Consider the following 22,057-nt stretch of genomic DNA (forward strand, 5'->3'; position numbering starts at 1 on the left):
GCCCCTTATGATCATGCGTATCGGTTGTATATTCGGTACAGAAACATCGCCGCTTCCGCGCGAGTCGTTAGCGCTTGCGGGTTCAGCTTGCCTCCCGATCCAGAGATAAATCCCTCTTGGACTAGAGCTGCCATGCTTGCTTGCGCATATCCGGCAATATCAGCATTGTCGTTGTAGCCGTCAAGGACTGCGGTGTCAGCCGCTGCCGCTAGTCCTTTCACCTTCTCCAGCGCGCGAGCCGTCATCGCCGCCATGTCTTGCCTTGTGATCTTGTCCTGCGGACGGAATGCATTGCCGCCGCTTCCCGTAATAATCCCCAGCTGCTTCGCAACGCCCAGCGCTTCGTAATAATAAGCGTCCCGCGAGACGTCGGCGAAGTTGCCTTCGAATGCCGCACTCAGTCCCAATGTTCTGACCAGCAGCACGACATAATCGGCTCTATTAATCTGTGCTTTAGGAGCAAAGGCGTCTGTCGTGATCCCGTTAATGATGCCCTTGGAGGCCATGACCTCTATTGCTTGCCTTGCCCACTCCGCTCGGTTCAAATCGTCGAAAGTACGTTTGTAGTAGGCTACCCCGTATGCGCTGAAGTGTGTCGTAACAAAGGTTACGGTTCCGCTCTTCGCATCGTAACGCCCGCTCGGAATCGAGATCACGCTGCCGCTGCCGTCGATATACCAGATGACGATATGTTCAGGGTTCTCCAGTTCCTTCGCTGTCGGCGCATATGGAATGGTAATGCGAACAGGAGCATTCGGATTGCTCCATGGCACCTTCACTCCATTCAGCTCTAACGTCAACTCCACCAACGGGCGATCACCAATTGCGGCAGCCGTCTCAGGTGACAAGCCCGACTTATTGCCTTCGCCAATCGTAATGGCGGCGGTCTTCCCTTCCGTATTCGCCGTATCCTTCAGCATATCGGCTGGAATCGTGATACTCCCCGCATCGGTCTCGAATACGAGCTCGCCTTCACCCTTCGTACCGGAGAGCGTATTAGCCGGCACTTCAACCGTGTAGCGGTCTACGCCTGGAATGACCGGCATTCGGACTAACGTCGGATTTACTGCGGCGATAATAGATTCAGCCTGCTCTCTGGTAAGCACTAAAGTAGCGCGGCCTGCTGCAGTATCCACTTTCACTGGCAATTTCGCTTCACCGGCAGCGCCGGAGAGCGTCACTTCATATTCAGGCAGGACAGGCGGGATGCTTCCCCCGCCGCTGCTTCCGGCTGGACGGGTTACGGTCAGCGTCACCGTAAAGGTATCCGCGGAGTCCGCCAAACCGTCATTTGCTCTGAACACAAGCGTCATTGTACCCGCAGAAGTAGGTTTATACGTATAAGGGCTGATTACCGTTATTGCGGCAGCGCCCTTAATCGACACTTTATAAGTCAAATCATCGTCATTGGCATCTTCGAAGATCGCGGCCAGATCGATCGTATACGGAGCATTCACCGATATGGCTGCAGCCGCCGTCGCGTTTGCATCAGCTTTGCGCGAAGGCAGAGAATTAACGGACAGCTCCAACGTATACGTGTCTGCTGAATCGATGGTGCCATCGTTGGCCGTGAATACGAGCGTCACCGTTGCTGTCGTCGTTGGCGTGTAAGAATAGGTGCTTGCTGCCGCTACTGCCGTCTCCCCGTTAACGGAAACTAGGTAAGAAAGAGCATCCCCATCCGTATCCTCGAAGATCGTCGCTAGATTCAAGGTATAGGGCGTATTTACCGTCACGGTCGCCTCAGCCGCAGCGCTAATTCCCGCCCGGCGAACGGGAACGGTATTGGCCGTCAGCTCAACCGTATACGTATCTGTCGAATCCGCCATTTCGTCATTGGCCGTGAACACTAGCGTCGTTGTGCCTGCCGCCGTCGGCGTGTACGAATAATTGCTGTCGGCAGCTGCCGCCGTTGCTCCGTTCACGGACACCTTATAGGTCAAATCATCATTGTCTTCGTCTTCAAAAATGGCAGCGAGATCGAGCGTATACGCTGTATTGACCATCACCGTTGCTTCTGCCGTAGCGCTCTTGTCCGCTTGTCGGTCAGGTTTTCGGTTCACCGTCAGCTCCACCGTATACGTATCTTCCGAAGCCTCTTCCTCATCGCTGGCCGTGAAGACCAGCGTCACTGCATCGGCCGTAACCGGCGTGTAAGAATAGGTCTCGGAAGCCGCTACAGCTTCCTCGCCTCCTACAGATACTTTATAACTAAGCGGATCGCCGTCCGCATCCTCGAAGATCGCCCCGAGGTTAAGCGTATATGGCGTATTTAGCGTCACTTTGGCTTCTACCGTCTCCGCTGCGTCTCCTTTGCGGTTCGGCTTGTTGTTTGGCGCCTCGATAATAGTCACGACAAAATCCTTGGTCCGTATCGTACCTCCTGCAATCGAGATCGTCGCAGTAAGCGTCACTTCATGGTCGTCATCGGTTGCCCTGGTTACAGCGCCTGTAGACGTATTGATGTAACCGGATTGCGATACGCTCCATGTAATAGAAGAGCCAGCATCGCCGACTGAAGGGAGATTCAGATCGTCCATAACATTGGATGCATCATCATTAGTACCCTTGATGACATCCCAAGTCAAGCTTAAATAATCGATAGCAGTAGATTCGTCAGTTGAATATGGCTGCCAATCGAGTGCCGGATACGTGAATCCGTCCACAATTCTCCATGCATGATCGAAATCCCATGAGCCGAAGGTTAGCTGCTGCTTCAACTGCTCGGCAGTCTTAGGCGATCCGCCAAATGACGAAGCCACGCTTCCGGCCAAGAAATAGCTATCGTTAATACTGCCTGCCCCCTGCTTAAAACCGATCAGACCGCCGTTGGCATCCGTTCCGCCGCTGGCGCTGCCTGTGCTGTAGCTGTCATTGACGTCACCCTCATTGTTCATTCCGATGAAGCCGCCAACGAATACAGCGGAGCTGCCGCTTGCATTGCCCGTACTGTAGCTGTTGTTTATCGTACCGCCAGCTTTATAGCCGACCAACCCGCCGGCCATGCCTCCCGAGCCAGTGTGGGCATTACCCGTACTATAGCTGCCGCTGATATCGCCGGAACTTCTGCCGACTAAGCCACCTGCAGTTGCGCTGGCGTTTCCTCGCACCTGCCCAGTTGCGTAGCTGTTGATAATGAAACGTCCCGGGCGATTATTTCCAACCAACCCGCCTGGCGATCCACTTGCCTCGATCGTTACCGCAACGGAGCTTGAGCTTTCCCTTACCGTTGCTTCGTTCACTCCGGACAAGCCACCGGTATAAACGTTATTATTATTCAGAACTATAGTACCGCTTGTGCTGCTTTCTTCTATATCGCCGTAATTTGTTCCGATTAGACCGCCCACGCCATATACGGTGCCGCCGCTGGTTGTGATCGCAATTGCACTTGAGCTTTGACTGACCTTCCCTTCACTAAGTCCGACTATGCCGCCGATCGAATTCCCTTCTGTGAAGAAAATGGAGCCGCTGCTGCTGCTGTCAACAATATCCGCTCCCGAATACGTATGACCGGCCAAACCGCCTACGTACGAATTCGACCCTGAAGCTTGAATCGTGAATTGCTCTAGAGTCACATCGTTAAGCGAAGCCCCGATATTCAATTCCGAGAACAAGCCTATACTCTGAGCAGAAGATACAATCGTCATATTCGAGATCGTAAAGCCATTGCCGTCGTAATGCCCGCTAAACAATCCTAGCGGAGTCCAATTGTCGCCAGTCAGATCAATAGGGGCGATCTGCTGGAAGTACGCTCCCGGACCAGGCAGCGTGACACGACCCAACTCGGCCGCACTGGACACTTTATAAGGATTTTCAGGTGTACCGTCTCCCCCTGAGAAATTCGTCGTATCCTCTGCCGCGTGCGCAGTGCTTGGCAATCCCGCTGCCAGCAGTAAGCTTGCGAACAAGCTGAATGCCAATAGCATAGCTGTCGTTCTTCTTAAACTTGCGATCATCGTCTTAATTCCTCCCATTCCCTATTCGTCGTGCCATTCTCGCTTGTGCCTATCAACCTAAGTGTAACGAGGACAAATAAAAGAATAATGAAAGAATGGATCGAATAATAACGCAAAACCGCGAAGCTTCAAGGCTTCGCGGTTTTTTTATACTCACTTTGATGATCAAATTCGGAAGAACGCTGTCGCCGTCTTCGTAGTTGCCTGGGCGACCGCCTCTTCAGGCTGCCCGATGCAGTGCGCCACAGTGCGCAGAATGTGCTGCAGGAATGCAGGTTCATTGCGCCCGCCAGCCGGCTTTTCCTTCAAATCACGCGGGGTCAGGAACGGCGCATCCGTCTCGATCATTAGCCGGTCCAGCGGAATCATTCGGACGAGTTCTCTCAGATGTTTGCCTCTTCGCTCATCGCATATCCAGCCCGTAATCCCGATATGGAGACCCATTTCGAGATAGGCTTTAAGCTCTGCTGGCGTACCTGTAAAACAGTGGACAACCGCATTCTTCACCTCATATTCCTTAAGCATTCCGACAAAATCCGTAAAAGCATCCCGGTCATGCAGAAATAACGGCATGTCCAGCTCAAGCGCCAAGCGAATCTGCTCGCCAAACCACTTTCTCTGCACATCGCGCGGCGAGAAATCTCGGTTATAGTCTAGACCGCATTCTCCAATGGCGACAACCTCAGGGTTCGCCGCCAATTGTCGCAGCTTAGCTATCGTCTGCCCGTCACAGCTCTTGGCGTCATGGGGATGGACACCCGCAGTAGCATATAGCTTCCCTGGATAACGGCTCGCATAACGGACTGCTTCCGAGCTGCTCCTCAAGCTCGTTCCAGTAAGGATCAAAGGACCGACCTGATTAGCCTCCGCCCGCTCCACAACCAGCTCGCGATCCTGATGAAACGAACGATGCATCAGGTTGACACCTATATCGATAATTCGGTTATTTATGGTTTGCACTCTCCTTTTCCTCCAAGCTCCATACTGAACAGCATGCCGAAGGAACATGATCTGCGAGCCATACTTCACTGCCCGCATAATAGAACGTAACGCCAAGCTGCTTAGCGCTTGCTGTATCTATTTTAAGAATAACGAGTTCGCCTCTGCGCCTTCCCGCCAGTGTAGCGAAATGAGTGCCTTCCGATAGATGCACGTATTGACGGCTCATCGGATTGATCCCTTCCTCCCTGATCGAAGGGAGAGCTTTCTCATTCGTGCCGTGATACAGGATAGCAGGCGGTTCCCCCGGCTCATACCTTACTTTATCGTGACTATGACCGTATCTTGCCCTTATGCGTCCATTCTCTATTTCGAAGCGCTGCTTATCCGAGTTGCGAACCACCTGCTCGATATCTTCCAACTTAATCCCCGACCACTCGGGCAAGCCCTGCATCGCTTCTATTAAGTCATTTACCGTGCATGATCCGTCCTCGGAATTCAGAACAACGCCGAATGCCTCCGGCGCATGCCGCAGCAGCTTGGTCATTAATTTGCTCAGTGTTTTTTCCTTTGCTTGATCCAGCATTTTGTTCACCTTACTTTCTAATCGCTTCGTTTACCGACTTTGCTTTGTTACGATTATAAACGATTAGGAGCGGATGGGAGTGGGAAATAATAGTTAGAATAAAATAATGCAGCGTAAGCTCCAATCACAAAAAAACAGCATCCCTCATCTCGAGGAATGCTGCTTATTCCTTGCCGCTCGCAACGCGCGTCTGACTTTTCTAGCGAATACAAGCGGTTTGTCCACGGCTTCAATATTGATATAAATGAAGCGTGGCTGTTCGAATAGCCATTCATTGTGGACAGAAGACACCTTAATGCCTTGATTGCGAATAGCCTTAATAAATCGATTCACTTCCTTTTCCAAGAAAGCTGCTCTACCCAAACAAAGAGCCTTGCCTGTTCTTACATTCAATGACTCGAACGAGAAAGAGGACGTAACTCGAAACCTTTTCCTTAGAATCTTGCCTTTTATTTCATTGCGATTAATAGTAGAGACACATTTGCCTCCGGCAAAGCCGGATTCCCCTCCGATAATCCTTGAGAACTGATCACATAACGATTCATTTATGGGCATAAAGCTATTCCTCCCCTGTTTTCAATTATGGTATGAATGCATGGACAGGAATGAACCGGATGAATAACTAGAATAGAGTTGCTATGTTTGCTGTAAAAAAATAGTTCTGAAACACTGACACGCTGTTGTCAGACATTGTTGCTTACAATGAAGTCAACAACAAAAACATTGGAGGAATGAACGATGAATACAAACCAAACACTAAGAGGATTTGCAACAATCAGCTACTGGGCAGAGGATATGGAGGCTGCGTCGAAATGGTACGCGGAGCTGCTTGGCATTGCACCTTACTTTGAACGGTCGGGACCCGATGGCAAGCTCGTCTATGCCGAGTTCCGCGTTGGCGACTATCAGCATGAGCTGGGATTGATTAATCGCAAATATGCTCCTCCCCAAGCAACAGCCGGCTTAGGCGGTTCCATTATGTACTGGCATGTGGATGATATTGAAGCGACTGTAAGCCGACTGAAAGCGATGGGAGCCGAGGAGTACGAACCAATTCAGCACCGCGGGGAAGGCTTCATCACGGCATCGGTTATCGATCCATTCGGTAACGTGTTAGGCATCATGTACAACCAGCATTACTTGGACATGTTGAACTTCGTGAAGGGCGATCGAAGCCATGATCATTGATAACATCGTACATGTAGAAAGTCGGCAAGAATGGCGGCAATGGCTAAGTGACAGTCATGGTACGGAAGATTATTGCTGGCTAGTTACAGATAATTACTCCTTACACTACGTGGATTTCGTTGAAGAAGCGTTATGTTATGGCTGGATTGACAGCACAACCAAAAAAATGAACGACACACAGACAGCACAACGTTTCTCCCCTCGGAGAAAAAGGAGCAAATGGACCGAGCTCAATAAAGAGCGCGTCCGCCGTATGGAGAAACTAGGTTTAATGACGGAGGCAGGACGTAAAGTTCTGCCTGATATGAGTGATGGATCTTTCGTTATTCATGAAGACATATTAGCTCAATTACGCGAGGACGAAGTGCTCTATGAGAACTTTCAAGGCTTGCCCGAGCTCTATGTCCGTATTCGGATCGACAATATCCAGTCCGTGCGCCAAGACGCTTCCTTGTTTCAAAATCGATTTACCAAATTTATCGAGCATACCCGTACTAACAAAATGTATGGGCAATGGAATGATAATGGGCGACTAGTTGGCTATTAAAAGCAGGTTCAGAAGCCTAGAAAGATAATCAGGGCATTCCCTCCCATTTAGACAAGTTTTACTTCACCGTCTTAACAGGTATACTAAAACTACAATAAATGAGGAGGTGCTGCCTGTGAGTTACGAGAGCTATTTTCGGAACAAAAAGGAACAACATCTGGATGAGTTGAAGCAATTTCTAACGATACCGAGCATCTCGGCATTGTCCGAGCATAAGAACGATATGATTGATGCCGCGAAATGGGTGGCTGCCCAATTGGAGAAAGCCAGCCTGCAGAAGGTGGAGATTATTGCCACGAAAGGTCATCCGATCGTATATGCCGAGCATTTGGGCGCGCCTGGTAAACCGACCGTACTAATCTATGGTCACTATGACGTGCAGCCCGTTGATCCGCTGCATCTCTGGGATACCCCTCCATTCGAGCCAGCCATCCGCGACGGCAAGCTGTATGCGCGCGGCGCAACGGATGATAAAGGACAGTTGTTCCTACATATGAAAGCAATTGAAGCGCTTTTGGAACAAGAAAATGAACTTCCGGTAAACGTGAAGATTTGCATCGAAGGCGAAGAAGAGATTTCAAGCCCGAATCTGCCCGCTTTTATGAAAGATCATGCCGACAAGCTGGCTGCGGATGTCGTGCTCATATCAGACACCTCGCTTCTAGCCCCGGGAAAACCGGCTATTTCGACGGGCTTGCGCGGACTTTGCTCGCTTGAAGTCGCGATCACGACCGCCAATACCGATCTACATTCCGGCACATTCGGCGGCGGCGTTCCGAACGCTCTGCATGCGCTCGTATCTCTGCTTGCTTCCCTGCATGACGACCAAGGACGAGTGGCGGTTGACGGCTTCTACGAAGGCGTGCCGGAGCTCTCCTCGGACATGCGCGCGGAATTTCTCAAACAAAATCACAATGACGAGCAGTTACGAAGCAATCTTGGTCTCGAAGCCCTCTACGGGGAAGAAGGCTATTCCTTCGTTGAGCGGACAGGCGCAAGACCGACGCTTGAGCTGAACGGCGTTTATGGCGGCTTCCAAGGCGAAGGCACAAAAACCGTCATCCCGAAGGAAGCTCATGCCAAGATCACCTGCCGTCTCGTCGGCGATCAGGATCCCGCGCTCACCCTTGATCGGATTACGGCGCATCTGGAGTCCCACGTCATGCCCGGAGCGAAGCTGGTCATTCGACGCGGCGAACAAGCCCGTGCATTCAACATGGATCCTTCGCATCCAATGCTGCAGAAGGCAGCGGACGCTTATGAGCAAGTATACGGCACTCGCGCGCTGTTCACGAAGGACGGCGGTTCTATTCCGATCGTCGAGACGTTCTCCCGCATCCTGCAAGCTCCTGTCGTCATGATGGGCTTCGGCCTCCCGGACGAAAATCTGCACGCGCCGAACGAGCATTTCAATCTCGAGAATTTCGACAAAGGCTTGCTTACGATCGTAGCGTTCTTGAAACAGCTCTAAGCTTTAATTTTGAGATGCCCTAGCATTGGAGTGGATTTTGTGCAGTCAAATGGCTGGAAACGATACGATATCGGAGTATGATTGGATTTCGTACAGTCAAATGGACGGTGAAACCCTGCCGAGGGCTGAAATGCCGGTTTTGACTGTATGTTTTCCACTCAAAAGTCGCTTAACAGGCGATTGAGACCGATTAGACTATATGAAATACAGGCAAAACGTCATGAGAATATACCTATACGCGAGAGGACCTCGAACTCCACTATAAAGTGAAGGCCGAGGTCCTTTTTCTACGAAAATATTTGGTTCATGGAGTGGAGTCCGACAGCTCCAGCCATAAGGCCATAAGCGCATCGAGCTTGGATTGTGCCTCTTCCCTGTCGCGCCATTTGGCTTCAAGGCGTTCGGCATCGCCGCTATGGTCAAGCCGGTGCAATTCGATATCCGCAAGAGCCAATTCCTCTTCCATTACGGCAATCTCGAGCTCTAGCTGCTCGCGCCTGCGATCGTTTTGGCGCTCCGTTCCGCCGCCTTGCGCCTCTTTCGTTTTCTTCGGCAGCTGTACGGGTGCCGATACCTGTCTTTCTCCGCGTTTCACCTTATAGTCATCGTAATTGCCGAGATAAGCGGTAATCTTGCCTTGCTCCAGCTCCCATACGCGCTTCGCAAGTCGATTAATGAAATAACGGTCATGGGATATCGCCAATATCGTGCCTGGGAATTGCTCCAGAGCTTCCTCAAGCGCTTCCCGCGAAGCGACATCGAGATGGTTCGTCGGCTCATCCAGCAGAAGCAAGTTCGGCTTCCGCCTCACCAGCAAGGCTAAGCGCAGGCGCGACCATTCGCCTCCTGAGATCATGTGGAGCGGCTTGAATACGTCCGCGCCATAGAATAAATATTGGGCCAGCACGCTTCTTGCCTCTCCTTCTTCCAAGCCTCCCTCGATGCGGAAATAATCGAGTACCGTCAGCTTCTGATCGATAACCGGCTCCTGCTGCGCCAAATAACCGATTTCCACGCGCGCGCCCAGCTTCACCTTGCCACCATCCGGTTCCATGACGTTCTGAAGCAGCTTGAACAGCGTCGTTTTGCCTGATCCGTTGTCTCCGAGAAGCATGACCTTCTCGCCGTACATCAGACTTCCCTCTGCTCCATTCAGTATCGCTTTTCCGCCGAATTGCTTCGTCACGCCTTCGAATGCGAGAACCTTTCGACCGGATCGCTCAAGAGGAGACAGCTCGAAATCCGCCGTTTTCCGCTCCAAGACGGGACGTTTCACGGTCTCCATCCTCTCCAAAGCTTTACGGATCGAGGCTGCCCGCTTGAAAAACTTCTCGTTTCCTCCGATGCGCCCCCATTCCTCCAGCTGCCGAATCGTTTCTTTCATTTTTTTGATCGCCTTCTGCTGCTCTTGATATTGAGCGAACTGCTGCATAAGACGCTCTTCCTTCTCCTTGAGGTACCCGCTGTAGTTGGTGAGGTACGTATGAGCTTCGCCATCCTCCAGCTCGATCATCTTCGTTCCCACGGCATCGAGGAAATAACGATCATGCGACACGATCACGCATGCGCCTTCGTAACGCTGCAGAAACTGCTCGAGCCACTCGATGCCTTTGAGATCCAGATGATTCGTCGGTTCGTCCAGCAGAAGCAAGGCCGGACGTACGATTAGTTGGGACGCCAGAACAATACGCGTTTTCTCTCCCCCGGACAAGCTGCCGAACTTCCGCCCGTCATTGCGCCGATCGATTTGCAATCCGCTCGCCACTTGATCGATAGCCGTATCCATCTCGTAGCCGCCGCCTCGTTCGAAGCGCTCTTGCACAAGGGCATAAGCCTCCAGCAATCTCTCCATCGCTACCGGATTCGATGCAGCTTCAGAGCCGGACATTCGCTCTTCTAGCTCTGACATTTCCCGCTTCGTGACCATAAGCTCCCGATACCCGTAAGAGAGCACCTCATAAACGGTAAGTTGCTCGAATTCCGCGGGAATCTGCGGCAAGTAGCCGATACGCAAATCCTTCTTGACGGTCAGCATACCTTCGTCGATCCCGTCATGACCCGATATAAGCCGAAGCAGCGTCGATTTACCGCTGCCGTTGCAGCCGATCAGGCCAACCTTTTCACTCTCTTGAAGCTGTAGCGTCACCCCGTCCAGCACAAGGTTCGCCGCATGGTATTTCTTTATTTGTTGGATGTTTACTATTATCATTTAAAGAGCCTCCAGTTGGATGAAGACCCTCCTTGCGTACATAAGAAGAAACACCTGACGGCGTTCTATCTATAGACGCCAACGTTTCGTCGAAACGTATAGAGAAAGTATTTGCAAAATCATATACTTTCCTATACGTCAAAAAAAGAGCCGCGGCAACAAGCCCGCGACCCTCTGGACAATAAAAAAATCCGTTGTGGTTAAGGTAGGCGTCTTCTCGCGAATGGTTCAAACGTATGATTGTAATTGGACAGACGGATCCCGTTCGCGGAAAATGCATGAACAATGCCAGCCGTTGCAATCGGCAGCTGGCTAATACGGTTGTTGGCCATTTCGTGATTCACCTACCTCACCCCCTTCACATTAATAGTTCTACGTTACCATAATCCAAGGCAAGAAGGCAACCGGGCTAACGCCCAACAATCCCCGCAATAAAAAATTAATGTATTTCGGTTGAAAATTAGCGTTTTTGCATATTTTCACCCTAAGATATATATCATTTTCATATAAATTTGTACCAATTAAATATAAAAAAATTGTTCCGCAATATTTCCAATTCACATGTTATAATTTCCATAGTAATATGCAAGAGGAGCCGTCTCAGTTCGATTGGATGCAACCCATCCATGAACAGGGGGGGCTTTTCACTCCGAAATTCAGAATTTAGAAACTTACAGAAACCGGTGATCAGATGTTTCAATTCAAGTGGTTATGGCTCAATTTGAAAGGGGATCGTGTACGATATATTCTCGCGTTGTGCCTATCTGTAGTAGGCTCCTCGCTGACCATTATTAACCCGTACATCGGTCAACGCATTGTCGATACGTTTATCGCAGGCGACAATGCCATGCAAAATCTATCGCGCGAGAAGGCGCTGCTGATCGGACTTTGCCTCGGCATGATCGGCTTTTCCTTGCTGCGCACGGGACTGGCTTATTTTACAACCATCATGTATGAACGAGCATCGCAGAACATGCTGTACCGCGTCCGTATTTATTTGTACAACAAAATTCAAGGCCAAGACATGAAGTACTACGATCGCAACCGCACAGGGGATCTGATGACCAAGATGACGGGCGATCTCGATATGGTAAGACACTCTTTGGCGTGGATTATCAAGACGATCATTGAATCGCTGACCGTGTTCGTAGCGGCAGTCGTCTATTTCTTCTTCATCGACGTCGAACTGACCTTGTGGCTGCTTATCCTATCGCCGCCGATATTTATTGTGGCCTTTATTTTCGCGAGGCGCGTACGCCCGATGTATGTCGATCTTCGGGAACGTCTCTCGCAGCTCAATACGACGACCCAGGAAAATATCGCCGGCAATCGCGTCGTCAAGGCGTTCGCGAGAGAAGAATTCGAGGTCCAGAAGTTCACGGAGAAAAATGTTAACTATTCTAAAGCGAACAAGACCGCGGCTATGGTATGGCTTGACTACTTCCCATACTTAGAGACATTCTCCCAGGCATTCAGCGTGATCCTTATGCTTGTAGGAGGTCTATACATCATGGACGGGCGCATCACCTTCGGGGAATTCTCTGCCTTCTCCGCGCTCATATGGGGGCTGTCCAACCCTATGCGCAACATCGGCATTATCATTAATGACATTCAGCGATTTTTTGCAAGCCTTAACAAAATCATCGATGTTTATTATGCGCATCCTGAAATCGTCAACAAGCACAACACGGTTGAAAAGCGACGTTTTCAGGGCCGCATCCAGTTCGACCGCGTAAGCTTCAAATACGACAACGTAACGGTGCTTGAAGATATAAGCTTTACGGTCGAACCCGGAGAGACGATCGCGATCATGGGTGCAACCGGTTCAGGCAAGACGACGCTAATCAACCTGATTCCGCGCTTCTATGATGTGGCGAAAGGCAGCGTCCTAGTGGACGGCACCGACGTACGCAAGCTGGAGCTCGATGAGCTTCGCGGCAATATCGGCATAGCTACGCAAGACGTCCTGTTGTTCTCCGACACGATAGACGGCAATATCGCGTACGGCAATCCGGATATGCCGGAAGAGGAAGTAACGAAGTTCGCGAAGCTCGCCGCCGCCCACGACTTCATCGGCAAGATGCCGGACGGCTATAATACGATCGTCGGCGAACGCGGCGTCGGCTTGTCCGGCGGACAGAAGCAGCGTATCGCTTTGGCCCGTGCCATGGCCGTGCAGCCTCCTATCCTGATCCTCGATGACACGACATCCGCTGTCGATCTCGAGACGGAGGAGCATATTCAGCAGAGCCTACGGGAGCTGGATTTCGCCTGTACCAAAATCATAATCGCCCAGCGCGTATCTACAACGGCGCAGGCTGACCGTATCCTCATTTTGGAGAACGGCCGTGTCATCGAAGAAGGCACGCACGCCGAGCTTTTGGAGAAGCGCGGCTATTACTACGACGTGTTCATTCTGCAGAACGAGGGCATTGAAAGGGAAGTGACCACTCATGGCTAGAAATAAATTCGACATCGACGAGAATTTGGAGTCACCCTTTGATATCCGACACTTTCGTCGGGCGCTCGTCTATATTAGACGTCACCAAAAGGCGATGATCATCGCTTTCGTGCTGAGCGCCCTATCGGCGGGCATCGCGCTTTCCGCGCCTCTTATCATTCAGCACGTAGTCGATGTAACGATTCCCGCGAAAGACAAGACGGCGCTGATCGGATGGTCGGCGTTAACGCTTGTTACGATCGTCGCCAGCGTTATTCTAGCTACGATACGCTCGCGCATTATGACCCGTGTCGGGCAGGATATCATCTTCGATATTCGTACGGATCTGTTCAAGCATCTGCAAGAGCTTCCGTTCCAATATTATGACGACCGTCCTCAAGGCAAAATTCTTATCCGGGTCGTCAATTACGTTAACTCGGTATCGGATGTGCTGTCCAACGGCATCATCAACTTCATCTTGGAAATCTTGAACCTGATCTTCATCGGCGCCTTTATGTTCGCCGTCAATGCTAAGCTATCGCTTGTCATTCTCGGAGGTCTGCCCGTCTTCCTCGGCATCATGCTGCTCATCAAGACCAAGCAGCGCAGGGCGTGGCAAGCGGTATCCAACAAGAGCTCCAATATGAACGCATACATGCAGGAGAGCATCAGCGGCATTCGCGTCACCCAAATTTTCACCCGCGAGCAGCATAACGAAGGCACCATGACCCGCCTGTCCGGCAACTACCGCAAAACGTGGATGAGAGCGATGTATTTCAACTTCTTGATCCCGTTCTCGGTGGACAACCTGGCGGCCATCGTAACGACTGCCATCTATTTCGTCGGCTTGCTGGCGCTTGGACCGGAAGAAGTCACATTCGGCGTCATTCTCGCCATGAGCAGCTATGCAGCGCGCTTCTGGCAGCCGATTCTCAGCATTTCGAACTTATATAACAGCTTTATCAACGCCGTTGCCTATTTGGAACGAATCTTTGAGACGCTAGATGAGCCAGTAACCGTAAGCGACATTCCGAAAGCACGGGAGCTGCCTCCTATCCGCGGCCGAGTGACGTTCGACGATGTGACCTTCGCTTACGATCCTGGTCACAACGTGCTGCAGAATCTGAGCTTCGATATTCAAGCGGGCGAGAGCATCGCTCTCGTTGGTCCTACAGGCGCCGGCAAAACAACGGTCGTCAATCTGATCTCGCGCTTCTACAATGTAACGAACGGTAAGATTCTTATCGACGGCCATGATATCGCGGAGGTGAAGCTGAAGTCGTTGCGCAGCCAAATGGGCATCATGCTGCAGGACAGCTTCATCTTCTCCGGCACGATTCTTGATAATATCCGCTACGGCAAGCTCGACGCCACCGAGGAGGAGATTATCGCCGCTGCCAAAACCGTGTGCGCCGACGAATTCATCCGCGAGTTCGAGAAAGGTTATATGACGGAGGTTAATGAACGGGGCTCGAAGCTTTCACAAGGACAGCGGCAGCTCATCTCGTTCGCTCGCACGTTGCTTGCCAATCCGCGCATCCTTATATTGGACGAAGCTACTTCATCCATCGATGCTCAGACCGAGCGCCTGCTTCAGCGAGGCTTGAATGAATTGCTCAAAGGACGCACATCGTTCATTATCGCGCATCGCCTCTCCACCGTTAAGAACTGCGATCGGATCATGTATGTGTCCGATAAAGGCATTGCCGAATCCGGCTCGCACGACGAGCTGATGGCTCAGCGAGGTCGCTACTATAAGCTGCACTCCGCTCAGAAGATGGAGGCGTAAGCCTCCTGAGCCGGTAAAAAAAAGCCGAGAATCCTTATTCACAAGGACTCTCGGCTTTTTTGTTCCAACATATACTATTGCGTTACAATGAAAGGTTGTATGAATAATCGTACAAAGTGGACAGGACGGCGCATGGGGGCAGCGTATTGTGCGAAAAAACATACAAATCCGCAGCCAGCCATCCTCTAAATCGCATTACCCGAAAACGGAGCTCGATCGCAGCCGGCGCTTAACACCTAACATGTCTGCGTTTGAAACCAAGCCTTCCTTTAGCCGCTTCCTTCTGAATGTTAGCAAGAGCGTGTATAAGCTTGGTTGGTTTCTTGTCCTTACCGACTTCTACCGGGCCTACTGCCTCAGCAATCTCGGTCGCCTTTTCATGGAGCGGCACATAGGAAATCGCCACGGTATACAAAAAGTTATTCATCGAATATTTCGTGCGTTCGGGAGCATCATGGATCGTATTTTTCACCAGCTCGAGCATATTGGCTAATTTGCTTTCGTCAAATTCACTGTCCTTCCGATTGCCCAGCAGCCAGCAGTAACAGCTCCACCCCGCCGACATTCGCAGCTCGTCACCGCTTGCGATCCATTTGTCGGCAACCTCTTGCGCAATATCTGCTTCTGCCAACGTAACCGAAACCACAAAATCGGACAGCATGTAGAAATAAGCCGAATCCATCCAGCGATCATAATCGGCTGCCGTCATCGCATTGGGATCGGCAATAATGCCGGCAAAGTACATCGCATCGTAATTGCCTGTTGCATAGAGCTGCTCGGCCAAAGGTTGATTGATTTTCGTTTTCTTGAAAATAGGCTTCATAGCGCCCGTTGCCACGCCGAATACCGGCTCGTGCGCGCCATTAGACATGTACATTTTCTTCATTCGTTCCTTGCCAAGCGCTTCGAGCTCTTGCATAACCTCTTCTAGATTCATCGTTCAACACTTCCTTTTTTATAGAGGTTTTACCGTTTAGAAGTCTCTTAAACATGCAAATCGCGTTTCCTAAATAATATATACGTCATTATCGTCAAAACTGCAATAAATACGATAGATAGGAGGACAAATGCAACATCCAACCCACCGCCATACATAATATCTTTTGCTTCAAAATATTTAAACGGCGTGAGGACTTTCAAGGTTTTGAGTTTCTCGTTCAAGTCGATGGCAATCGATAGAATGAACGTGATAAGCAGGATGCCTGTTGCAAGCGAGGCTGCCTTTTTCGGGTTTTTGTATGCGGCAGCGATCGCCGTTCCTATAACTAGGAAGAGAAGCTGCAAAATGAACATTCCGGCCATGACGATGGCAATATCATCATTTACTGTTTCGCCACTACTGTACTTACCTACGATAACTACGCTCGAAACCCAGGCAACGATATTTAATATAAGGACATTGGCTAACGCCCCCAGTATTTTCGCCGTAACGATTTGATTGCGCGATGCCGGTTTCGTGAATAAAAACTCTGCCGTTTTATCCCGTTCTTCCTTTGCGATAATATTAGCCCCCAGCATAACCGCATGGATCGTTGCCATCAACAAAAAGTATAGGGCCAAGATTCCAAAATAACCGCTAGCCTTGGATAGATCCAGATCCCCCGAGCCCATAAACGCTTTGAGAGCTTTGGGCATATCATCCATCATGCTGTTAAGTTGCCCGCTGGATGCCGTTGCTTCATATTTGTTCATGCCGCTTGCAAGCAACAGAATGATTCCAATGCTCCAAAAAATAATCGATTTCCGGTAACATTTCAATTCCCTAACAAAGATATTCATTTTGCACCCCTCCTCTTCGTTTTCTCCTATACAGCATGAACATCTTTTTTTCTATAAATAACATAGCTGGCGGCAATCGAAACAACAATGATGCTGATCGCTGCTGCGAAATAAGATGCTTCATAATTGGAGCTTTCGATAATAAGCTTAGGGTCAAAATATTTAAATGGAGACAAGTAACGTTTAGCTCCGTCATCACCTGCCGAAACGAGCATGCCAATCACAAAAAAGGCAAATACGGTGCTAAGCGAAACAGATAAAACAGCCTTAATCTTAGGAAAAACAACGGAAACGATCATTCCTATAGCAAGAAAAATGAGCTGAATAAACAACAAAGTTAGCGAAATCATAAAAAATAGTTTCCCGCTATAATCATCCGTCTTCACCTGTACAGCCATGAGGTTTGCCGCAATGAGATATAGAACATTCGTAACCGCTAACGAAACAACGGCTGCCATCAGCTTGGAGGTCATTATTTGCGTCCGCGTTACGGGTTTCGTTAATAAAAAATCTGCCGTTTTCTCACGAATCTCCTTGGAGACAATCGACGTTCCCAGAATCATCGCTTGAATAGCGCCGCAGAGCGTAATGTACATGAAAATATAAGAATAAAAGCCTAGAATGGTCCCGATGCTTTCGAGCTCAATTCCGAGCGCCTTTCTGACGCCTTCGGGATAGCCTTCCAGCACCTTGGTAAATTCGTCAATGTCCTTGGACAGGCCAGGGAAGAGCGAGAGGAATAAGATCATGATGCCTATTAAAGAGAGCGTCCATATCAGCATCGATTTTCTGTACGCCTTCAACTCATGCACAAACATATTCATCGCCGATCAGACCCCTTTTTCATAATAATGCATAAAGATTTCCTCAAGGTTCGGCTCTTCGATCCACAGGTTTTCAATATCAATTTCAGCTATTTTTCTCATCACATGGTTAATGTTGCCTCTAAATAAAAAGCTCGTTGTTCTCCCGTTCACCGAAATATTGTTCACGCCGGCCATATTGAAGAAGTTTTGTTCTAATTGTACGGATGTATCTACTGTAAACTTTTTATAATTGTTCTCTTTTAATGTACTGATTTTTTCGACCGTAACGATTTTTCCCTCTTTAATAATCGCAACTCGATTACATAACCGCTGAACTTCGCTTAATATATGGGAGGAGAATAATATCGTGGCCCCTCTTTTATTCTCTTCTTCAAGCAATTCGAAAAACTTTTGCTGCATGAGCGGATCAAGTCCGCTGGTAGGCTCATCTAGAATAATGAGCTTAGGACTATGGAGCAGCCCTTGAACAATGCCCACTTTCTTTTTGTTCCCCAAAGACAGGTCATCAATTTTTTTCGTTATATCCAGATCCATGATTTCGGCTAATTCTTTTATTCTTTTCTTGCAATCTTTTTTGAAAAAGCTGGCCGAATAATTTAACAGATCCGCAACCTTCATATTGTCGTAATAAAAAACTTCAGACGGCAAATAACCGATTTCTTTTTTGATTTCCGGAGCAAACTTGATGCAGTCTTTACCGAAAATGGTAGCGCTGCCGCTTGTCGGATAGATAAGAGATAGTAACGTTCGGATCGTCGTTGATTTTCCTGCCCCGTTCGGTCCGATAAAACCAAAAATTTCCCCCTCTTCAATGGAAAAACTAATGTCCGTTATTCCTCTTGATTTGCCGTACGTTTTGGTCAGTTTGTTAATTTCGATCGCATTCATTGCGCAGCCTCCCCGTATTCACCCTGTTTTTACACAACAAAAAAAAGCCCAGAGAGCAGAGATACTCTACTCTCGGACTTCTTGCATAACGAAAAAGACGAGCCTATGCAAGGCACGATCGCGGTTCTCTCAATACGCTTACGAGGTTAGCTGTCGGATTCGGGCTTGAGAGTGCCCTACCTCATGCTTGCTAAGGCAAGCGAAAGGATTCACCCCATGAAACCATTGTAATGGTTTCGGTCGGTTCCCCCGTTTCCCGGTTCGGGAATTTAGCGTTTGACTAATTTAGTTGTTGAACAAATCATACGCTCAACCTTATGCAAAGTAAAACCGAAATGGAGAAGGTTTAAGCTGATTTTTGACCTAAAATGCGGATGGCGTCGGCTAAAATGGATAGTGGCACTTATTATCGATCGGAATGCCATTATTTGCTTTCGTTTTCGTCATCTAGCATGCTTAATATGGATTTCCAGAGATAGGCAATCGGCTCCGCCCGAACGCCCAGTGATTCGTTGGTCCGCGGCCGCCGCCGATATGTATCCCGTCCTCGATCGCTGCTTGGATGAAAGCTTTGGCCTGGCGCATCGCACCCTCAACGTCAAGCCCCCGAGCGAGTCCGGCTGCAAGAGCAGCTGAGAATGTGCATCCCGTGCCATGCGTATGTCCCGTAGCGATTCGCTTGCCTGCCAGCTCGGTAAAATAACGGCCGTCGAACAGCAAATCCACGGCTTCCGCTCCCTCGTCATGACCGCCTTTGATAATGACATGTCGGGCACCGAAACCGGCGAGTCTCCTTGCCGCTTCTTCTTTATCCGTCTTACTCCGAATAGAGTTGCCCGTAAGCTGCTCCGCTTCCGGTATGTTTGGCGTCACGACCGCCGTAAGCGGCAATAGCTTGCCCGTTAAGGCGCGAATTGCCTCTTCTTGCAGAAGTACCGCGCCGCCTTTGGCTACCATAACCGGATCTACGACAACCTTCGTCCATCCGAACGTCCGGATCGCTTCGGCAACTGCTACTATGATTTCGCTGCTGAACAGCATTCCCGTCTTAACGGCATCAACCCCGATATCGTTGCCGACCGCATGGATTTGCCCAATAATCGCATCCGGACTCATTGGGTATACGCCATGTACGCCAAGCGTATTCTGGGCAGTCACCGCCGTGATTGCGGACATGCCGAAGACGCCAAGTTCTTGGAACGTTTTCAGATCGGCCTGAATGCCCGCGCCTCCGCCGCTATCGGAACCTGCGATTGTTAAAGCCCTTGCAACCTGTTGCCTTGAATAGGTATCCATCTATACGCTCAACCCCTTCTTCCAAACCGTTCCGGTGAGAAAGCTTGATTATATTCGGCTGTATCCTTGCCTTCCAGGCAATCGGCAGCAAGCATGGCGGTAGCCGGACTAAGCAGGATGCCGTTGCGATAATGACCGACCGCGAATGCGACATGGCTAGCTTCCTTCAATGAACCGATCAAAGGAAAACCGTCTTGCGTGGAAGGACGCAGGCCTGCCCATCGGTGAAATGGGGTCTGATCCTCAAGGAACGGAAACGCTTGTTTATTCCATTTCCTCAGCCGGTCGATCCCCTTATCCGTCACCGAAGTATCGAAGCCGGCAACATCCTCCGAAGCTCCGCATACCAACGTACCGTTTTCTTTGCCTACTAGATAACCTTGATTGCTAAAAACCATGTGCCGAACAGGCTTCTCGTCTGCCTCATAAGCACAAATTTGGCCTCGGATCGGGTATACGGGAATGCGGATGCCGAACGTATCGGCAAGCTCCTGTACCCATGCCCCGGAGCATACTAACAGCCTATCCGCGCTGAAATTTCGTTCATCCGCCGATTGAACGACAATTCCATCCCGCCATTCGCTGACGGACAGCTTGCTTAAATTCTCGTGGATGCTGACCCCCGTTAAGCGGCAAGCTTGTTCAAGAGCGATTACATAATGCGGCGCGTAGAGATGGCTCTCTTCCGGCGTATGAAGAGCTGCCCGTACGTTCCTCGACAGATTAGGCTCGAGTGCGAACAAAGCATCTCCCTCCAGTATGCTGCCGGAGGATCCGAACTGCTGCTGCCATAGCAACCTGCCTTCCAGAGCTAACAAATCCGCCTCATGGTAGGCAATATAGAGACTGCCAGAGTTTGTATATTCGAAATTGCGGCCCGAGACCTGCTTCACCATTTGCTGCCATGCGGGATATAACTGCAAGCTTTGCAGACAAAATCGGAAAAAGGAATCGGGACCTTCTAGATTCTCGGAGTAAGGCGCCAGCATGCCCGCGGCCGCACCGGAAGCCTGTCCGCCGCAGCGATTGATTTCCAGCACCGTGACCTGATGCCCACGTCTCTGCAATTCCAACGCACAGGATAACCCGATGACTCCCCCGCCCATGATCAAAATACTCTGTTTCATTTCGCAACCAGCTTTCCTAAGAAGTCAGATTACTTCAATTTATATTCATCGAATCCGCTGCTTGCGGACGCATAGCGCTTCTTATCAATCCGTCCGGATAAATAGGCCAGCCTTCCGGCCTCAATCCCCATTCTCATCGCTTGCGCCATCCCGACTGGGTCGGTCGCTTTCGCTACGGGCGTATTCATCAATACGCCGGAAACTCCGAGCTCCATAGCCTGGGCTACATCGCTCACCGAACCAAGGCCGGCATCCACGATGATCGGCACTTTCGCTTCCTCGACGATTAGACCAAGGTTATAGGGATTAAGAATCCCAAGTCCCGTACCGATCGGCGCTGCTCCCGGCATGACTGCGGCAGCTCCGGCCTCTTCCAGACGCTTGCATATAATAGGGTCGTCCGATGTATAAGGAAGAACGGTAAATCCTTCTTTGACGAGTATTTCCGTTGCTTTTAAGGTTTCGATCGGGTCCGGCAGCAGCGTGCGTTCATTCGCGCTAATCTCCACCTTGATCCAATCGCTCAAGCCGGAAGCGCGTGCCAACCGAGCGATGCGTACCGCTTCATCAGCCGTTCGAGCACCGGATGTGTTCGGCAGGTAGGTGTATGGCTCATTCTGCAAATGCTGTAGGATTGAATCATCCTCCGTGGACTCGAGGTTTATTCGCCGAATGGCAAAGGTCAGCACCTGAGCGCCAGAAGCTTTGATCGCTTCCATCTGAACGTATGGATTGGGGAACAGTCCGGTACCGATGAAGAAGCGAGATGTTAATTCATGGTTGCCTATCCGTAAAACATCGCGTGTCATTCGTTAGCCTCCTCCTACAAAGTGTACGAGCTCAATGGGCATCTGGGGATGAACTTCCGTATCCGCCCATTGTTCCGTCTTCAGAACAACGCCGTCCGCTTCTACGACAACCGGCTTTCCTGCCAATCCATAATGATCAATGACCTCTTGAATCGTCCGTACGTCCAGTTCTTGCTTTAATCCATTGATAATAAGTTCCACGTGCT

The 22,057-nt window shown here is 50.1% G+C and carries 19 protein-coding genes and 1 riboswitch; of the genes, 5 read left to right on the plus strand and 14 right to left on the minus strand.

Annotation, left to right across the window (positions count from 1 at the left end; all coding sequences use genetic code 11):
* Positions 1-11: 11 nt before the first annotated feature.
* From AC0YN0_RS27695 to AC0YN0_RS27710, 4 genes are all read right to left on the minus strand, one after another.
* Positions 12-3,956 carry an S-layer homology domain-containing protein gene (locus AC0YN0_RS27695; protein ID WP_475824179.1) on the minus strand — a complete coding sequence of 1,315 codons (3,945 nt, stop codon included), beginning with the start codon at positions 3,954-3,956 and terminating at the stop codon, positions 12-14.
* A 165-nt stretch (positions 3,957-4,121) separates the two neighbouring features.
* Positions 4,122-4,907 carry a TatD family hydrolase gene (locus tag AC0YN0_RS27700; RefSeq protein WP_475824328.1) on the minus strand — a complete coding sequence of 262 codons (786 nt, stop codon included), beginning with the start codon at positions 4,905-4,907 and terminating at the stop codon, positions 4,122-4,124.
* Complete coding sequence (locus AC0YN0_RS27705) at positions 4,900-5,481, minus strand: RNA 2'-phosphotransferase (protein ID WP_475824180.1); 582 nt, start codon at positions 5,479-5,481, stop codon at positions 4,900-4,902. Before AC0YN0_RS27705 ends, AC0YN0_RS27700 begins: the two co-directional genes overlap by 8 nt.
* Positions 5,482-5,625: 144 nt before the next feature.
* Positions 5,626-6,036 carry a DUF1259 domain-containing protein gene (locus tag AC0YN0_RS27710; RefSeq protein WP_475824181.1) on the minus strand — a complete coding sequence of 137 codons (411 nt, stop codon included), beginning with the start codon at positions 6,034-6,036 and terminating at the stop codon, positions 5,626-5,628.
* 183 nt (positions 6,037-6,219) lie between these two features.
* On the opposite strand from AC0YN0_RS27710, the gene AC0YN0_RS27715 reads away from it, so the two are divergent.
* The 3 genes from AC0YN0_RS27715 (at position 6,220) to AC0YN0_RS27725 (ending at position 8,687) form a co-directional block, all read left to right on the plus strand.
* Entirely contained in the window at positions 6,220-6,669 is a 450-nt protein-coding gene (locus tag AC0YN0_RS27715) for a VOC family protein (RefSeq protein ID WP_475824182.1), read from the plus strand.
* Positions 6,659-7,216, plus strand: a complete 558-nt coding sequence (locus AC0YN0_RS27720; RefSeq protein WP_475824183.1) for a YdeI/OmpD-associated family protein — start codon at positions 6,659-6,661, stop codon at positions 7,214-7,216. Before AC0YN0_RS27715 ends, AC0YN0_RS27720 begins: the two co-directional genes overlap by 11 nt.
* A gap of 115 nt (positions 7,217-7,331) precedes the next feature.
* Complete coding sequence (locus AC0YN0_RS27725; protein ID WP_475824184.1) at positions 7,332-8,687, plus strand: dipeptidase; 1,356 nt, start codon at positions 7,332-7,334, stop codon at positions 8,685-8,687.
* 304 nt (positions 8,688-8,991) lie between these two features.
* Here the strand turns inward: AC0YN0_RS27725 and abc-f are convergent, their stop codons facing one another.
* Positions 8,992-10,896, minus strand: a complete 1,905-nt coding sequence (gene abc-f / locus AC0YN0_RS27730) for a ribosomal protection-like ABC-F family protein (protein WP_475824185.1) — start codon at positions 10,894-10,896, stop codon at positions 8,992-8,994.
* A gap of 200 nt (positions 10,897-11,096) precedes the next feature.
* Positions 11,097-11,240: an RAxF-45 family protein gene (locus AC0YN0_RS27735; protein ID WP_475824186.1), complete on the minus strand. Its 144-nt coding sequence runs from the start codon at positions 11,238-11,240 to the stop codon at positions 11,097-11,099.
* Positions 11,241-11,587: 347 nt separating this feature from the next.
* Here AC0YN0_RS27735 and AC0YN0_RS27740 point away from each other — a divergent pair, with 347 nt between their 5' ends.
* Together AC0YN0_RS27740 and AC0YN0_RS27745 are read left to right on the plus strand one after the other, a co-directional pair.
* On the plus strand, positions 11,588-13,357 hold the full coding sequence (locus AC0YN0_RS27740) for an ABC transporter ATP-binding protein (RefSeq protein WP_475824187.1): 1,770 nt from the start codon (positions 11,588-11,590) through the stop codon (positions 13,355-13,357).
* Entirely contained in the window at positions 13,350-15,125 is a 1,776-nt protein-coding gene (locus AC0YN0_RS27745) for an ABC transporter ATP-binding protein (RefSeq protein ID WP_475824188.1), read from the plus strand. Before AC0YN0_RS27740 ends, AC0YN0_RS27745 begins: the two co-directional genes overlap by 8 nt.
* Positions 15,126-15,354: 229 nt before the next feature.
* Here AC0YN0_RS27745 and AC0YN0_RS27750 read toward each other — a convergent pair whose 3' ends face one another.
* The 8 genes from AC0YN0_RS27750 to thiS all read right to left on the minus strand — a co-directional run bounded on the left by AC0YN0_RS27750 (position 15,355) and on the right by thiS (position 22,052).
* Positions 15,355-16,062 carry a DNA alkylation repair protein gene (locus AC0YN0_RS27750; protein WP_475824189.1) on the minus strand — a complete coding sequence of 236 codons (708 nt, stop codon included), beginning with the start codon at positions 16,060-16,062 and terminating at the stop codon, positions 15,355-15,357.
* 47 nt (positions 16,063-16,109) lie between these two features.
* On the minus strand, positions 16,110-16,904 hold the full coding sequence (locus AC0YN0_RS27755; RefSeq protein WP_475824190.1) for an ABC transporter permease subunit: 795 nt from the start codon (positions 16,902-16,904) through the stop codon (positions 16,110-16,112).
* 26 nt (positions 16,905-16,930) lie between these two features.
* Positions 16,931-17,728, minus strand: a complete 798-nt coding sequence (locus tag AC0YN0_RS27760; RefSeq protein ID WP_475824191.1) for an ABC transporter permease subunit — start codon at positions 17,726-17,728, stop codon at positions 16,931-16,933.
* Between the two features lie 6 nt (positions 17,729-17,734).
* Entirely contained in the window at positions 17,735-18,619 is an 885-nt protein-coding gene (locus AC0YN0_RS27765) for an ABC transporter ATP-binding protein (protein ID WP_475824192.1), read from the minus strand.
* Between the two features lie 121 nt (positions 18,620-18,740).
* A riboswitch (cyclic di-AMP (ydaO/yuaA leader) is annotated at positions 18,741-18,904 on the minus strand.
* A 171-nt stretch (positions 18,905-19,075) separates the two neighbouring features.
* Positions 19,076-19,915, minus strand: coding sequence for a bifunctional hydroxymethylpyrimidine kinase/phosphomethylpyrimidine kinase (gene thiD / locus AC0YN0_RS27770; protein WP_475824193.1), 840 nt, complete (start codon positions 19,913-19,915; stop codon positions 19,076-19,078).
* Between the two features lie 8 nt (positions 19,916-19,923).
* Complete coding sequence (thiO, locus tag AC0YN0_RS27775; protein ID WP_475824194.1) at positions 19,924-21,042, minus strand: glycine oxidase ThiO; 1,119 nt, start codon at positions 21,040-21,042, stop codon at positions 19,924-19,926.
* Positions 21,043-21,071: 29 nt separating this feature from the next.
* Positions 21,072-21,851, minus strand: coding sequence for a thiazole synthase (locus AC0YN0_RS27780; protein WP_475824195.1), 780 nt, complete (start codon positions 21,849-21,851; stop codon positions 21,072-21,074).
* Between the two features lie 3 nt (positions 21,852-21,854).
* Complete coding sequence (thiS, locus tag AC0YN0_RS27785) at positions 21,855-22,052, minus strand: sulfur carrier protein ThiS (RefSeq protein WP_475824196.1); 198 nt, start codon at positions 22,050-22,052, stop codon at positions 21,855-21,857.
* Positions 22,053-22,057 lie beyond the last annotated feature (5 nt).

The organism is Paenibacillus sp. J22P218, from assembly GCF_056269195.1.